15 protein-coding genes and 1 tRNA gene are annotated in these 12,943 nt (G+C 39.3%); 5 read left to right on the top strand and 11 right to left on the bottom strand.

Features of this window, described 5'->3' with window-relative positions; translation table 11 throughout:
- The first annotated feature begins 83 nt into the window (after positions 1-83).
- Both bcp and recA read left to right on the top strand, forming a co-directional pair.
- A complete protein-coding gene (bcp, locus tag M2132_RS00590) occupies positions 84-569 on the top strand; it encodes a thioredoxin-dependent thiol peroxidase (protein WP_280670243.1) in 486 nt (161 codons plus the stop codon).
- Positions 570-576: 7 nt separating this feature from the next.
- Positions 577-1,599, top strand: a complete 1,023-nt coding sequence (gene recA / locus M2132_RS00585; protein WP_280670241.1) for a recombinase RecA — start codon at positions 577-579, stop codon at positions 1,597-1,599.
- Positions 1,600-1,679: 80 nt separating this feature from the next.
- On the opposite strand, the gene M2132_RS00580 is transcribed toward recA, so the two are convergent.
- Together M2132_RS00580 and M2132_RS00575 are read right to left on the bottom strand one after the other, a co-directional pair.
- The gene (locus M2132_RS00580; RefSeq protein ID WP_280670239.1) at positions 1,680-2,480 is read right to left on the bottom strand and encodes a glycosyltransferase family 2 protein; all 801 of its coding nucleotides are present in this window, start codon (positions 2,478-2,480) and stop codon (positions 1,680-1,682) included.
- A gap of 88 nt (positions 2,481-2,568) precedes the next feature.
- The gene (locus tag M2132_RS00575) at positions 2,569-3,648 is read right to left on the bottom strand and encodes a mannose-1-phosphate guanylyltransferase (protein ID WP_280670237.1); all 1,080 of its coding nucleotides are present in this window, start codon (positions 3,646-3,648) and stop codon (positions 2,569-2,571) included.
- Positions 3,649-3,797: 149 nt separating this feature from the next.
- Here M2132_RS00575 and M2132_RS00570 point away from each other — a divergent pair.
- Positions 3,798-3,881: transfer RNA gene (locus M2132_RS00570), tRNA-Leu, on the top strand.
- On the opposite strand, the gene M2132_RS00565 is transcribed toward M2132_RS00570, so the two are convergent.
- From M2132_RS00565 to M2132_RS00525, 9 genes are all read right to left on the bottom strand, one after another.
- Entirely contained in the window at positions 3,847-4,698 is an 852-nt protein-coding gene (locus M2132_RS00565) for a zinc ribbon domain-containing protein (protein ID WP_348523147.1), read from the bottom strand. The genes M2132_RS00570 and M2132_RS00565 overlap by 35 nt on opposite strands.
- On the bottom strand, positions 4,686-5,111 hold the full coding sequence (locus M2132_RS00560; RefSeq protein ID WP_280670235.1) for a transposase family protein: 426 nt from the start codon (positions 5,109-5,111) through the stop codon (positions 4,686-4,688). The genes M2132_RS00565 and M2132_RS00560 overlap by 13 nt, the downstream gene beginning before the upstream one ends.
- 1 nt (position 5,112) lies before the next feature.
- Positions 5,113-5,601 (bottom strand): transposase family protein, encoded by a 489-nt coding sequence (locus M2132_RS00555; RefSeq protein ID WP_280670233.1) that lies wholly within the window; start codon positions 5,599-5,601, stop codon positions 5,113-5,115.
- A gap of 120 nt (positions 5,602-5,721) precedes the next feature.
- Positions 5,722-6,636 (bottom strand): ribonuclease Z, encoded by a 915-nt coding sequence (locus M2132_RS00550; protein WP_280670227.1) that lies wholly within the window; start codon positions 6,634-6,636, stop codon positions 5,722-5,724.
- The gene (locus M2132_RS00545) at positions 6,633-7,214 is read right to left on the bottom strand and encodes a 7-carboxy-7-deazaguanine synthase QueE (protein WP_280670225.1); all 582 of its coding nucleotides are present in this window, start codon (positions 7,212-7,214) and stop codon (positions 6,633-6,635) included. The genes M2132_RS00550 and M2132_RS00545 overlap by 4 nt, the downstream gene beginning before the upstream one ends.
- Positions 7,198-7,557, bottom strand: a complete 360-nt coding sequence (gene queD, locus M2132_RS00540) for a 6-carboxytetrahydropterin synthase QueD (protein WP_280670223.1) — start codon at positions 7,555-7,557, stop codon at positions 7,198-7,200. The genes M2132_RS00545 and queD overlap by 17 nt, the downstream gene beginning before the upstream one ends.
- A gap of 17 nt (positions 7,558-7,574) precedes the next feature.
- A complete protein-coding gene (locus M2132_RS00535; RefSeq protein WP_280670221.1) occupies positions 7,575-8,720 on the bottom strand; it encodes an endonuclease/exonuclease/phosphatase family protein in 1,146 nt (381 codons plus the stop codon).
- Complete coding sequence (locus M2132_RS00530) at positions 8,704-9,594, bottom strand: rhomboid family intramembrane serine protease (protein ID WP_280670219.1); 891 nt, start codon at positions 9,592-9,594, stop codon at positions 8,704-8,706. The genes M2132_RS00535 and M2132_RS00530 overlap by 17 nt, the downstream gene beginning before the upstream one ends.
- Entirely contained in the window at positions 9,578-10,339 is a 762-nt protein-coding gene (locus M2132_RS00525; RefSeq protein WP_280670216.1) for a rhomboid family intramembrane serine protease, read from the bottom strand. The genes M2132_RS00530 and M2132_RS00525 overlap by 17 nt, the downstream gene beginning before the upstream one ends.
- 217 nt (positions 10,340-10,556) lie before the next feature.
- Here M2132_RS00525 and M2132_RS00520 point away from each other — a divergent pair, with 217 nt between their 5' ends.
- Both M2132_RS00520 and M2132_RS00515 read left to right on the top strand, forming a co-directional pair.
- Positions 10,557-10,820 carry an HU family DNA-binding protein gene (locus M2132_RS00520; RefSeq protein ID WP_280670214.1) on the top strand — a complete coding sequence of 88 codons (264 nt, stop codon included), beginning with the start codon at positions 10,557-10,559 and terminating at the stop codon, positions 10,818-10,820.
- 635 nt (positions 10,821-11,455) lie between these two features.
- Complete coding sequence (locus tag M2132_RS00515; protein ID WP_280670212.1) at positions 11,456-12,832, top strand: tryptophanase; 1,377 nt, start codon at positions 11,456-11,458, stop codon at positions 12,830-12,832.
- Positions 12,833-12,943 lie beyond the last annotated feature (111 nt).

Genomic DNA, 12,943 nt, shown 5'->3' with positions numbered 1-12,943 from the left:
ATTATGTATAATAGCGGAATAATTTTTTTGAAAAGAGAATATTCTCCTATCTTTGATATAATAACGAAAAACATAGAAATGATATGGCATTGGAAGTAGGAAACAAAATACCTGAAATCTTAGGATCGGATCAAGATGGGCGACTGATTAAAGCGTCGGACTATGCGGGCAGAAAATTCGTCCTGTATTTTTATCCGAAAGACAGTACGCCGGGATGTACTGCCGAGGCTTGCAGTTTTAGGGATAATTTTTACGATCTCAAAAAAAGAGGTTACGATATATTGGGCGTAAGTGTTGATAATGAGGCATCGCACAAAAAATTTATTGAAAAGCACGAACTGCCTTTTCCCCTGATTGCCGATACGGACAAGAAGCTGGTTCAGGAGTTTGGCCTGTGGGCAGAAAAGACCCTTGCCGGTAAAAAATACATGGGAACCCTACGCACCACTTTTTTAATTAATGAAGAGGGAGTCATAGAAAAAATTATTACTCCTAAAGAAATAAAAACGAAAGAACATGCCGACCAAATAATAGATTATCTGGACGAACAAGCTAAAAAACAAAACTAAAATATATATGGCAGAAGAAAAAAACGTTGCACCCAATAGCGACAAACTAAAAGCATTGCAGGCTGCAATGGATAAGATCGAGAAAAATTTTGGAAAAGGCTCGATCATGAAAATGAGTGAAGAAAAAATAGAAGACGTTCCCGTTATCCCAACAGGTTCGATAGCCCTTAATGCGGCTTTGGGTGTTGGTGGATATCCTCGTGGGCGTGTTATAGAAATATATGGTCCCGAGTCGTCGGGTAAAACAACGCTGGCAATACATGCCATAGCTGAAGCCCAAAAAGCCGGAGGTATTGCGGCTTTTATCGATGCGGAACATGCTTTCGACCGTTTTTATGCCGAAAAACTGGGAGTCAATCTCGATACCCTTTACATCTCTCAACCCGACAACGGGGAGCAGGCGTTGGAGATTGCCGAACAGTTGATTCGCTCGTCGGCAGTAGATATCATCGTAATAGACTCTGTTGCCGCTTTGACACCTAAGGCCGAGTTGGAAGGCGATATGGGCGACTCCAAGATGGGTCTCCAAGCACGCCTTATGTCGCAAGCCTTACGTAAGCTTACGGCAGCTATCAGTAAAACGAATACTACTTGTATTTTTATCAACCAACTTCGCGATAAAATTGGTGTGATGTTTGGCAATCCAGAAACCACAACAGGGGGAAACGCGTTGAAGTTTTACTCTTCGGTGCGTTTGGATATTCGCCGTGCCGCACAATTGAAAGATGGCGACGAGGTAAAAGGTAGCCAAACCCGAGTGAAAGTGGTAAAAAATAAGGTTGCGCCTCCTTTCCGTAAAGCGGAATTCGATATTATGTATGGTGAAGGAATTTCCCGGTCGGGCGAAATTGTTGATTTAGGCTCTGAACTGGGAATCATCAAAAAAAGCGGATCGTGGTATAGTTATAACGACACCAAATTGGCGCAAGGCCGTGAAGCTGCTAAGGATTGTATAAAAGATAATCCTGAGCTGGCCGAAGAGTTGGAAGCTCTGATTTTTGAGGCTTTAAGTTCTTCCGCAAAAAAATAGTATTTCCGGATTCCCGAAATATATAAGGAGCTGTCTTTTTTTTGAAGGCAGCTCCTTGTCTTATTTTTGCATTGTTACCTCTAAAATAGTTTTATAATAAAACGGATTATTGCATCTACAATCTTGTTCTTCTTCATGCTTTGTGCAATGTACTCGTAATTCTTTAAATAATGCAGTTGCTCCATATCTTTCCTGACAGTAGGGGGAATGAGAGCCTTTAGTACTTGTTCCCTTTCAATGTCGTGCTTTTCTTGCATTTTTTTGTCGGTGCTCATCCCGAACCATGCAAATATTACGATGTCTGTATCCACATAAACAGGCTGCTCGTTTTTTAATCCTATTGTCTGCAAGAAAAATTTCCAGTCTGATATTATCCGTAAGTTTTCGTCATAAAGTCCGTATAGGGCAAACATATCTCGGCGAATAAAGGTTGCTTGATGTTTTATCGTGCCCCAATAAAAATCATAGAGAGTAAGCGGACGCCCTGCATTCTTTACAATGCCTGTATCTCCATTCCCAAAATCGTTTATCTGGTTTCCACAGATATAAGGAGCAGCGTATTCTTTTTCTTTGAATATCTGCTCAAAAACGGTATTGGAAGTGAGTATATCATTAGCGTTTAAAAAATAACAATATTTGCCCGATGCCCGTTTTATACCTTTGTTCATGGCATTAAAAATACCGCTGTCAGGCTCGCTCACCCAAATATCGATTTGCGAAGCATACTTTTCTATAACCGAAACACTGCCATCGGTAGATGCTCCATCAATAATAATAAACTCAAAATCGGTATAAGTCTGGCCGATAACACTCTTTATGGTCTTTTCAAGACCTTGAGCATCATTCAGATTAACGGTGATGATTGATACAGTTTTACTCATATACTTTCCCTCTTAGTAAAATGTACGGATATAAGAAAAGTGGCATTCTAATACCACTTTTGGTTTTTTTCTTTGACAATATTTGTATTTAGATGTATTTGTCTCCGTGTTTTAACTTGACATCAGTAACAAACTGTTTGATGCGTTGCTCATCTTCTTTTTTGCAAATCAGCAGTACATTATCGGTGTCGGCAACAATATATCCGTCAAGCCCTTGAACAACAACAAGTTTTTCTTTCTGTCCGGCAACAATATTTTCCGAACTTTCAAAAAATAATGTATCGCCAATAAGTCCGGCATTAGCATGTTCGTCTTTCTTCGATATTTCATGCAGAGAGCCCCATGTACCAAGGTCAGACCATCCAAAGCTGGCAGCTTTCACACAAACGTTCGATGCTTTTTCCATTATTCCGAAGTCAATGGAAATATTCTGACATGCCGGAAAATTTTCTTGAATAAATACTTTTTCCTGAGGTGTATTGAACAATTCCGCCCCTTGGTCAAAAACACTTGCCATATCGGGTAAATGTTCACGGAAAGCTTCCATTATGGTTTTTATATTCCATACAAAAATCCCCGAATTCCAAAGGAATTCACCGCTTTCGTAGAAAACTTTTGCCAAGTCGTAATTGGGTTTTTCGGTAAACGCTTTTACTTTGGTAACCCCGTCTATCATATCGTCACTTACCTGAATGTAACCGTAACCCGTTTCGGGTCGTGTTGGCTTCATGCCTAAGGTCAGGAGTATTTTATTCCTTTTAACGAAATTAAACGCGTTTTGTATTACCTCCAAAAAATCGTCTTCTTTCAGGATCAGATGGTCGGACGGAGCCACAACGATGTTAGCATCGGGGTTTATGGCATTGATGTGATATGCAGCAAAAGCTATACAAGGCGCAGTGTTACGGCGCATTGGTTCGAGCAATATTTGTGAAGAACTTATTTCGGGCAGTTCTTCGCAAATCATTTGTGCATAACTTTCGTTTGTTACGATATATATGTTCTCTAAGGGTAGAATTTTTTTGAAACGGTCGAATGTCATTTGTAATAAAGATTTCCCTGTTCCAAAAAAATCTAAGAATTGCTTAGGGCGTGTTTCCCGACTGAAAGGCCAAAAACGGCTTCCGATACCGCCACTCATGATAACGCAATAATTATTTTTATCCATTACTATTCAATGTTTTAAGTGTAGTACTAAAGTTGAAATACAAATGTAAAAGCAACTTATACAAAGAAAGATAAATTTTTGTGTAAAAAAAATTTATCTGTTTATAATTTATATATAGAAAAATAATTACCTTTGCACCCGTAAACAATGCCCAGATGGCGGAATTGGTAGACGCGCTGGTCTCAAACACCAGTGGATTCATTTCCATGCCGGTTCGATCCCGGCTCTGGGTACAGAAGCGGAGAAAGTGTTAAAACTTTCTTCGCTTTTATTTTTATCCCCTCTTAACTCATTGGTTTGCTGATAGATTAAGTCAAGCACTGAATTGTAAGAATTGGTTCGATATGATTTTCCATCAAAAGTGATTTTTTCAGGAAACATCGAACCTATTAGCTTACATTTTACTTCTACTTTAGCATCTCTCATGTAGCTATCTATGTTATTTATCAACAACATAGAGTATCTTAATTTTGGTTCGAGATTTGAACGATTAGGGGTTTTCATCAAATCTATCTTTATTTGTAATTCTGCCTTTTCTTTGTTATATCTTTCCATTAGCCTGATATGAGTAGGTTTATCAATCTCATCTTTTACAAATTTATCATCAGCTTTATTTATAGCTGTTTCTATTTCTTGCAATTGCTTGTCTAATTTACTTATTTCTTGTTTGGTATTACCATTTTTCTCTAATCTTAAATCATTTAAGATTTCACTGTATAACTTCAATACAGTTTCATTTGGTTTTAGGCTGGCTGTATATTTGGCAAATAATTCATTTGCTTGTTCTGCTCTGTATCTACAATGTTTGGCTTCATTACTGCAATTGTAATAGGTATATTGACCTCCATTCCCTCTACTTGTTGCACCTGTAAGAGGACAGCCACAAACAGGACAAACAATGTACTTTCTTAAAAATAAATCAGGGTTGATACATTTAGACAATTTTGGAACTCGTTTCTTTTTACCATCTATAACCTCTTGCACTTTCCAAAAAACATCTTTTTCTATAATTGCTTCATGTCTTCCTTTAATAGATATTATATTGAACAAAGTTCTATATCACACATTTTCAATGATATTCTAAAATTATGCAGACCGCAAGCTATGAGCATAACTAAATCATTAAAGCCCAACTTGCGACATCTGAAACGCTCTTTGACAATACGACATTTTTTAATTCCTCCAATGGCATGCTCTACGAGTATACGAAAACTGGATATTTTCCTGTTTTCTTTCTTTTGTACATCGGATAGGCCTTTGCCTTTAGGTTTCTTGGTTGGCATCTTGATAGTTACATTTTCTGGTTTATGACCAATAAAGCCTGTATCTTGCCATAAGGTAATTCCTGTTGGTAAACTCAAAGGCTGTTCATCTACGATTCTTTTGTCATGAACATGACCTTCATAGGTCTGGGATAGCCATAGAATCCTTTTTTCAGGAGTACAAAGCAGATTATTTTTCACATTATGAGTTTTTTTTACCACTGTAACATGATTTTTGTCTGTCTGAATCCTGCGGTCTTTCTATTGGTCTTTCTGTTCCATCAAGTAATATATTCTTACATTGTGAGGCAACATATTGAACTCGCAAATGATTCCTATCAGGAAGTTCTCCTAGTGTTTTCAAAGTCTTGACCAAAATATCGGACAATAGATGAACCCACTCATTACATTGTGGTTGTGTCATATTATAAGTTGCTCCGTGATATTCCTGTAATGGATTGTTCTTTAGATAAGAGAGTATAAATAGTAACTTGTCTCCTATCAATGGAATTTTACCAGACTTTCGGTTGTAAGAGATTCGCTCTATAGGTTTACCTGTCAAGGTAAAATGAGAATAATACTCCTCCCAATGATACTTGAAAGTGGGTAAAAATGCTTCGAACTCCACGACTGTGAAACCTGTCAATGACAGCAATTGCTTGGGATTTTTTCGAATCTTGTCGTATTTCATGATTGTTACTAAATTTTAGCACATCACAAATGTATGTAAAAGAACGCTTTAATTAACTATTGTATATAAACTCTAATAAATAAATTTATTCAAAAAGTATTCAGTAACAAAAACTGCCCCTCAAATATTTACGCACATTCCCTCATTGGCAAGGATTGTGTTGGGGAAAATCAGCTTAGCTTCATCGAGCAAAATATTGTTGTTGCTATAACGTGACGAGAAATGCCCCAGAATCAATTTACCGACATTCGCCATTTTAGCTATTGTAGCGGCTTGCGCGGCTGTTGAATGTCCTGTTTTTATTGTATGCGATGCGTCTTGCTGGGCAAATGTAGATTCGTGATACAACAAGTCTACACCTTCTATTATGGGAACAATTTTTTCGTTATATGCCGTATCGGAGCAGTAGGCGTACGACCGTGGAATTTCTGCCGGGCGAGTCAGACGGTTGTTGGGGACAAGCACACCGTCTTCCGTAACAAAATCAGCCCCCTGTTTTATCTTAACCAGTTCTTTAATCGGAATTTTGTAGAAATCGACCATCTCCTTTATGAGGTGTGCCTCAGATTGCTGCTCGCGAAACAAAAAGCCCGCACACGGAACTCGGTGATTGAGCGGAATAGTAGAAACTTTGATGGAACGATCTTCGTATATTACTTCATTCTTAGATGCGTCGAAAGCCTCAAATACGACCTTATACGGCATTTCGCGACAGAAATAATCGAGCTGCGGCTGCATAACCTGCTCAATATCGCTAACGGCATGAATAACCAAATCGCCGGTACGCCCCAGAAGTGCCAAAGTAGAGATTAGCCCCATAAGCCCGAAGCAATGGTCGCCATGCAGATGCGAAATGAATATACGGTTCAGACGGTTGAAACCCAATCTTGTTTTCCGGAATTGTAGCTGTGCCCCCTCACCGCAATCGACCATGAAAAGCTTATCGCGCACATTCACTATTTGCGACGAAGGCCAATGTTGTTGTGTAGGCAAAGCCGATCCACAGCCCAGTATATTGAGTTCGAACCTTTTCATTGAATTTTTATCAGTTTATGCATTTGCAGGCTCAATGCCCACTCGGGGTGTTTTTTTATGTGCTCGATAGTGTAATTAATGTTTTCCGGGTTCGGCTCTTCGCCATCAAAAACAGGGCTTAGGAAATATCTGTCGGCTTGGGGAAACATACTTATATCGGGAATCGCATCACCCACCGATACGGGAATGCGGATTTCGTGGGCAAAGGGGATACATTCCTTCACGCTCTCGTATTTCACCTTAGGACTGCAAGCAATATAGTCTATCAACGACGGAACAGGGTTTGTACCATTTGTCTCGATGGCTTGTTTATATCCCGCTTCACGGAACACCTGCAAGTGTTCGTCCCTTAGTTGAAGGGTTGGCTCACCTCCTGTCCATATAATCCATTTGCAAGGATAAGCAGCAATGATGCTCAGTATTTCGCCGGGAGTCATATCCTGCCCGTGAGAAAAGTCCGTATCGCAAAAAGAACAGGCCAGATTGCACTTCGTTAGGCGAACAAATATCGAAGCCTCGCCCGTGCGCCCACCCTCTCCTTGCAGGGAATAGAATATTTCGTTAACAGTCAGCTTCATATATGGCCGATGTTTTGGGGCTTTCGCAAACTTCCACAGCGTATAGTTCCGGAATATCCTTCTTGAAAAGGTCAAAAAGATACTTGGCTATACGTTCGGCTGTCGGGTTAAAAGGTAGTACATCGTTCAGATGCCGGTGGTCGAGGTTAGCATCGATATAGTCTTTCACAAAATTCAGCGCCTTATAGTCTTCAACAAAACCAATCTGGTTCAAAGTTTCGGACTTCAGATAAACCCTTACCACATAGTTATGCCCATGCAAACGGGCACAAGAATGGTTGGCCGGTAAGCCTTCTAATATATGTGATGCCGAAAACGAAAATTGTTTACTTATTTTATACATAATTTTTTTGTGTTCATTTAATCTTTAAATCTCAGATATGAATAGATGGGATAATGGTCGGAGTTTTTTATGCTCCTATCAACCGTACAGTTGAACGCTTCCAGATTCTGAGAGTGCATAATATGGTCTATCCTAAACCAAAAATAATTGGCATGGTATGATATTCCGGGGCCGAAGCCTGTTTCGTAATAAGCGTCGTTCAAGTCTCCTTTTATGCGGTTATAAGCATACGATATGGGTGTGTCGTTAAAATCGCCACAAACTATGATGGCGTCCGAGTCTTGGTTTTTTATCCATTCGGAAATCAAATCGGCTTGGCGGGCACGGGTCTGGTAAGCTATATTCAGTTTTTGCCTGATATTGTGAGTAACACTATCGAACTTCTCCGCCGTTTTTTCTTTCATAAATTCGCTGTATAGTTTCTTATCGTTTGCTGTAATGCGGTTCGATTCCAAATGATTGATAAATAAAGATACGGTTTTTCCCTTAACATTCAGCTTACAGAGAACTGCGCCATTGTCGCGTGCTTCGATGGGTATTTGCGTTGAGCTTTCTATCGGATATTTTGACAGACACAACAGTCCGTATATAATATTACTTTCTCTGGCTCTGAGGTTAACGATAGAGCTATATGGATAATCGGGGAAGGTTTCTTTCAGAACTTGTTCGAGCGATTGCCGTTTTTTCTTTTCGTAAGCAAATTCCTGCAGACAGACAATATCCGCATCGCTGTCGTTTATGTATTTAATGATAGGGTTTTGGTCGGGGCCTTTTTTCCAGTTCATGTCCCAGTTAAAAATAAACACGTTGTACGACAACAGTTTGAAACAATCTTCCGGCACATCTTTGGTTCGGCCGTGCATTGGGAAGTAAGTGAGTATAGGTTTCCAACACAAAAGGATACATACCAAGGCCACTAACCCGTATTTCCACAAACCCACTATAAACCAGAGCAAAACAAAAAGGATATTTACTACGAAAACAAAAATGAACCCAATGCCTATATAGGCAAAAGCTGTAGTTTGCGCAGGCGATACCGACCATGCCAAATAAGAGCACAACAATAGTACCAATGCTACAACATTGAATGCTATTGTTATATACCGGGCATAACGCCTCAAGTAAGAAAACACCTTACGCAAAGATTTATTTATTGCTGGCATCGAATAGTCTCTTTTTTTCTTCTTTGTTCAAGCTCGAATAGCCCGAAGCCTTTATTTTATCCAATATCCTGTCTATCTCTTCCGTTTCGTTCGCTCTGCGCCGGTTATATTGATAATCGGTTTCGGGGCGTTTATATTTCACCTTCATTTTTGCAGGCTTGCGCGGCTTTTTCGAAAAAATATTTACCACCTGGTCTATAAGCCGGCTTGTAGGGCGGGTTATGTCTTTTCCTTTCAGATACTGCTTGGCAAACAGATATCCCAACAATGCCCCCCCGATATGGGCTATGTGCCCTCCTTGATTATCTCCACCCCAAAATACCGTCAGAAGGTCCATTACTAAAAGGGCAATAGCTATGTATATCAGCTTTATACGCCCCAGCAGAAACATATTCACCTGCATATTGGGCATATAAAAAGCCACGGCAAATATTATGGCCATAACCGAAGCCGAGGCTCCAACCATAGGGATATTGCCTTTCAGTACGAAATAAGGAATCAGGTTATATATGAGCAGGTAAAGAACTCCTCCTGCCAAGCCGCCCAGAATGTATAGGCTACCCAATTGTTTTTCGTTGAATAGGGTTAGGAATATCCGGCCGAATCCGTACAATACCAGCATATTGAACAATATATGCAGAAAGTCGTAATGCACAAACATATAAGTGAACAACGTCCAAGCATGCACAAGAGCCGTATTTATGTTCGAATAAAGCGCAATATAAACACTTACATCGGTATTAACCACAAACAACTTACCTACGAGGTACAATATCAGCAGAAGCAAATAAACGAATACGTTGACGAAAATAAACTTCGTCAGTATACCTCCATGCCTGAAATTGTACTTTATGTTATCAATAAAGTTTGACATCTATCTTGTTCTTCTTTTTCCAGTAAAGTATAAGTATCAACCCAAACAATAATCCTCCCAAGTGCGCAAAGTGGGCTACATTGTCGCCCGTACGGTTTGCAACACCCAGGTACAGTTCCAACAGCCCGTACAAAACAACAAAATATTTTGCCTTGATAGGCATCGGTATCGGAATCATCATCAACTCCACATTAGGGAACAACATCCCGAATCCTAAAAGAATACCGAACACAGCACCCGAAGCACCAACGGTAGAAACATTCAGCAATAGATTCAAGCTGCCCGCTCCTTCATCAATGTAGTTTTTTCCCGATTTTAGCAATGTTGCTCCATCTCTATATACCTCACTAATAAATTCAGGGGATAGCGATGATTCAATAAACTGAATTCTAAAATATGTTACCAATATCTGTACCAATCCTGCGCCAATACCTGTTATCAGGTAATAGGTAAGGAAGCGTTTGCCTCCCCATACATGTTCTAAAGTACGGCCGAACATAAAAACGGCAAACATATTAAAGAACACATGTGTAAAATCGGTTGGAGAATGAAGGAACATATATGTAAATAGCTGCCAAATCTGAAAATTGTCGGAAGCGACATAATGCAAACCCAAGTATTGCGTAAGGTCGAATCCTTTTTGGGCAAGGATGAATTGGGCAAGCCAGATAATTATGTTTATAATGAGCAGGTTTTTCGTTACAACAGGGATTGAACTGAAAAACCCGGAACTATTTTGATTCATGTACTTTCCTTATTTTTACTGATGTTAGATGCAAAAATACAGATAAATTTTTCTATTTTGCTCCTAAATCATCCTGTTTAGAATAATTTTAGGCTTTTAATGATGGTTTTTTTTGTAATTGTTTGAAGTTTTTGAAATTATAATCTATATTTGGTGAGCAAAAGATTATAATGATAATTGAATTTTAAATGTTTAATTAATTTATTCCTTCTTTATTATGAACAAAACAGAACTTATAAACGCTATCGCTGAAAAATCAGGGTTAAGTAAAGCCGATTCAAAAAAAGCTCTTGATGCTTTCATTGAATCTGTAACAGAAGAATTAAAATCAGGCGGCAAAATTGCCCTTGTAGGTTTCGGAACTTTCTCGGTTGCTGAAAAGAGCGCAAGAAAAGGTATCAACCCAAGAACAAAAGCCGTAATCGACATTCCTGCAAAGAAAGTTGCTAAATTCAAACCAGGAGCAGAACTGGCTCTGTAATTCCAGACAACTAATGTCTTGATCTTAGTTATAGCCAAAAAAATATAACGACTATACCAAAAACTATAGAGAAAGAAACAGAAAAGCCTCTGAGCATTTGCTTGGAGGCTTTTTCCGTATTAGCCATTCATTAACACAGCCATATGTAGGGTCAGCGGATTTTCGTGGTTGATTTTCCCTGCCACATATCACAAATATAGCCTATCTTTGCGGCTATGAATGCCGGAATGGCTCCCTGTGATTACCGTACCGATGCCATAATAATATTCAAAACCAACCGGTTAACATATTGCGGATAGTTTTCAGGTATTCAAAATATGTTTTGCAGCGTAAATCGGAATATTTTAAGCCTCCAAAATTGTCATTTCCAGATAGATATATTAACTTCGTGGATAGAAAAGTATATAATAGGATTATGTATTTCTGTTATAGCAATTTACCTCATTCGAAGGTCTATCTTAATATTAAAAAGAGAGACCCCTTTTGCGTGTGTGCCTAACCGGCGCCTCTCCTCAAACAGTTATTATTAACATTTGGCTATATCCCATATCATGGAGATTGCCGTTTGTTGTTATATAACCTTACATTAAAAACAAATCAATTTATTATTTAAATTTTAAAATATAAAAAGTATTATGGAATTACCATTTGCAGAATCTTGGAAAATCAAGATGATTGAACCAATCAGAAAAAGTACACGCGAAGAACGTGAACAATGGATTAAAGAAGCTAATTACAATGTGTTTCAGCTGAAAGCCAAACAAGTTTACATCGACTTGATTACAGACTCGGGTACAGGCTCTATGAGCGACCGTCAATGGTCGGCCATGATGATGGGCGACGAAAGCTATGCCGGAGCAGAATCTTTCTACCACATGAAAGACGCTATCGAACGCATCACTGGTTTCAAATTTGTATTGCCAACTCACCAAGGACGTGCTGCCGAAAACGTATTGTTCTCGTGCTTGGTTAAACCGGGAAGCATCTGTCCGGGTAACTCACACTTCGATACTACAAAAGGTCATATTGAATCGCGCGGTGCTGTGGCTTTAGACTGTACTATCGACGAAGCTAAAGACACTCAGTTGGAAATTCCTTTCAAAGGAAACGTAGACGTAAAGAAACTTGAAGATGCCATCATTAAGCATCACGACAAGATTCCTTTCATCATAATGACTTGTACAAACAACACCGCGGGAGGTCAACCTGTATCTATGAAGAACCTACGCGATGTTCGCGAATTGTCTAAAAAATACAATCTTCCGGTTATTATCGACTCTGCCCGTTTTGCTGAAAATGCTTATTTCATCAAAACTCGCGAAGAAGGATATGCCAACAAAACGATAAAAGAAATCTGCCTTGAAATGTTCTCGTATGCCGACGGTATGACAATGAGTTCTAAGAAAGACGCAATCGTTAACATGGGTGGTTTCTTTGCTACAAATATCGAAGATTGGTACGACCAAGCTAAGGTGAAAGGTATCGTGATGGAAGGTTATATCACTTACGGTGGTATGAACGGACGCGATATGGAAGCTTTGGCGGTAGGTTTGGACGAAAACACAGAATTCGATAACCTTGAAACACGTATCAAACAAGTTGAATACCTGGGTGCTAAACTCGATGAATATGGTATTCCCTACCAACGTCCTGCCGGTGGTCACGCTATCTTTGTTGATGTATCTAAAATATTAACAAATGTGCCTAAAGAACAATTCCCTGCTCAAACATTAACTGTTGAGTTGTTCCTTGAAGCAGGTATCCGTGGATGCGAAATCGGTTATATGTTGGCCGACCGTGACCCAGTTACACGCGAAAACCGTTTCGGTGGATTAGACCTATTGCGTTTGGCTATCCCTCGCCGTGTGTACACTAACAACCACATGGATGTGATTGCTGTTGCTTTAAAGAATGTATATGACCGTCGCGATACAATCACAAAAGGTCTTGAAATTGTTTGGGAAGCAGACCTAATGCGCCACTTTACAGTGAAACTTAAACCTGCTAAATAAAACCGAATTAGGTTATATATAGTTCGGGGTGTGTCAAAACAAACTTGGCACACCCTTGTTTTATTAACAACAATTTGGAGAAAAGACAGAGAAAAATATGAAACAGCAGAA

Source organism: Dysgonomonas sp. PH5-45 (assembly GCF_029893235.1).
GTDB lineage: Bacteria > Bacteroidota > Bacteroidia > Bacteroidales > Dysgonomonadaceae > UBA1309.
Note: the sequence above shows the minus strand (reverse complement) of the source record. Positions and strands in the feature narration are given on the sequence as shown.

What these genes read in the sequence shown, in the direction of transcription:
- bcp (WP_280670243.1), top strand. Translation starts at nt 84, where the DNA reads ATGGCATTGGAAGTAGGAAACAAAATACCTGAAATCTTAGGATCGGAT.
- recA (WP_280670241.1), top strand. Translation starts at nt 577, where the DNA reads ATGGCAGAAGAAAAAAACGTTGCACCCAATAGCGACAAACTAAAAGCA.
- M2132_RS00580 (WP_280670239.1), bottom strand. Translation starts at nt 2,480, where the DNA reads ATGAGTAAAACTGTATCAATCATCACCGTTAATCTGAATGATGCTCAA.
- M2132_RS00575 (WP_280670237.1), bottom strand. Translation starts at nt 3,648, where the DNA reads ATGGATAAAAATAATTATTGCGTTATCATGAGTGGCGGTATCGGAAGC.
- M2132_RS00555 (WP_280670233.1), bottom strand. Translation starts at nt 5,601, where the DNA reads ATGAAATACGACAAGATTCGAAAAAATCCCAAGCAATTGCTGTCATTG.
- M2132_RS00550 (WP_280670227.1), bottom strand. Translation starts at nt 6,636, where the DNA reads ATGAAAAGGTTCGAACTCAATATACTGGGCTGTGGATCGGCTTTGCCT.
- M2132_RS00545 (WP_280670225.1), bottom strand. Translation starts at nt 7,214, where the DNA reads ATGAAGCTGACTGTTAACGAAATATTCTATTCCCTGCAAGGAGAGGGT.
- queD (WP_280670223.1), bottom strand. Translation starts at nt 7,557, where the DNA reads ATGTATAAAATAAGTAAACAATTTTCGTTTTCGGCATCACATATATTA.
- M2132_RS00535 (WP_280670221.1), bottom strand. Translation starts at nt 8,720, where the DNA reads ATGCCAGCAATAAATAAATCTTTGCGTAAGGTGTTTTCTTACTTGAGG.
- M2132_RS00530 (WP_280670219.1), bottom strand. Translation starts at nt 9,594, where the DNA reads ATGTCAAACTTTATTGATAACATAAAGTACAATTTCAGGCATGGAGGT.
- M2132_RS00525 (WP_280670216.1), bottom strand. Translation starts at nt 10,339, where the DNA reads ATGAATCAAAATAGTTCCGGGTTTTTCAGTTCAATCCCTGTTGTAACG.
- M2132_RS00520 (WP_280670214.1), top strand. Translation starts at nt 10,557, where the DNA reads ATGAACAAAACAGAACTTATAAACGCTATCGCTGAAAAATCAGGGTTA.
- M2132_RS00515 (WP_280670212.1), top strand. Translation starts at nt 11,456, where the DNA reads ATGGAATTACCATTTGCAGAATCTTGGAAAATCAAGATGATTGAACCA.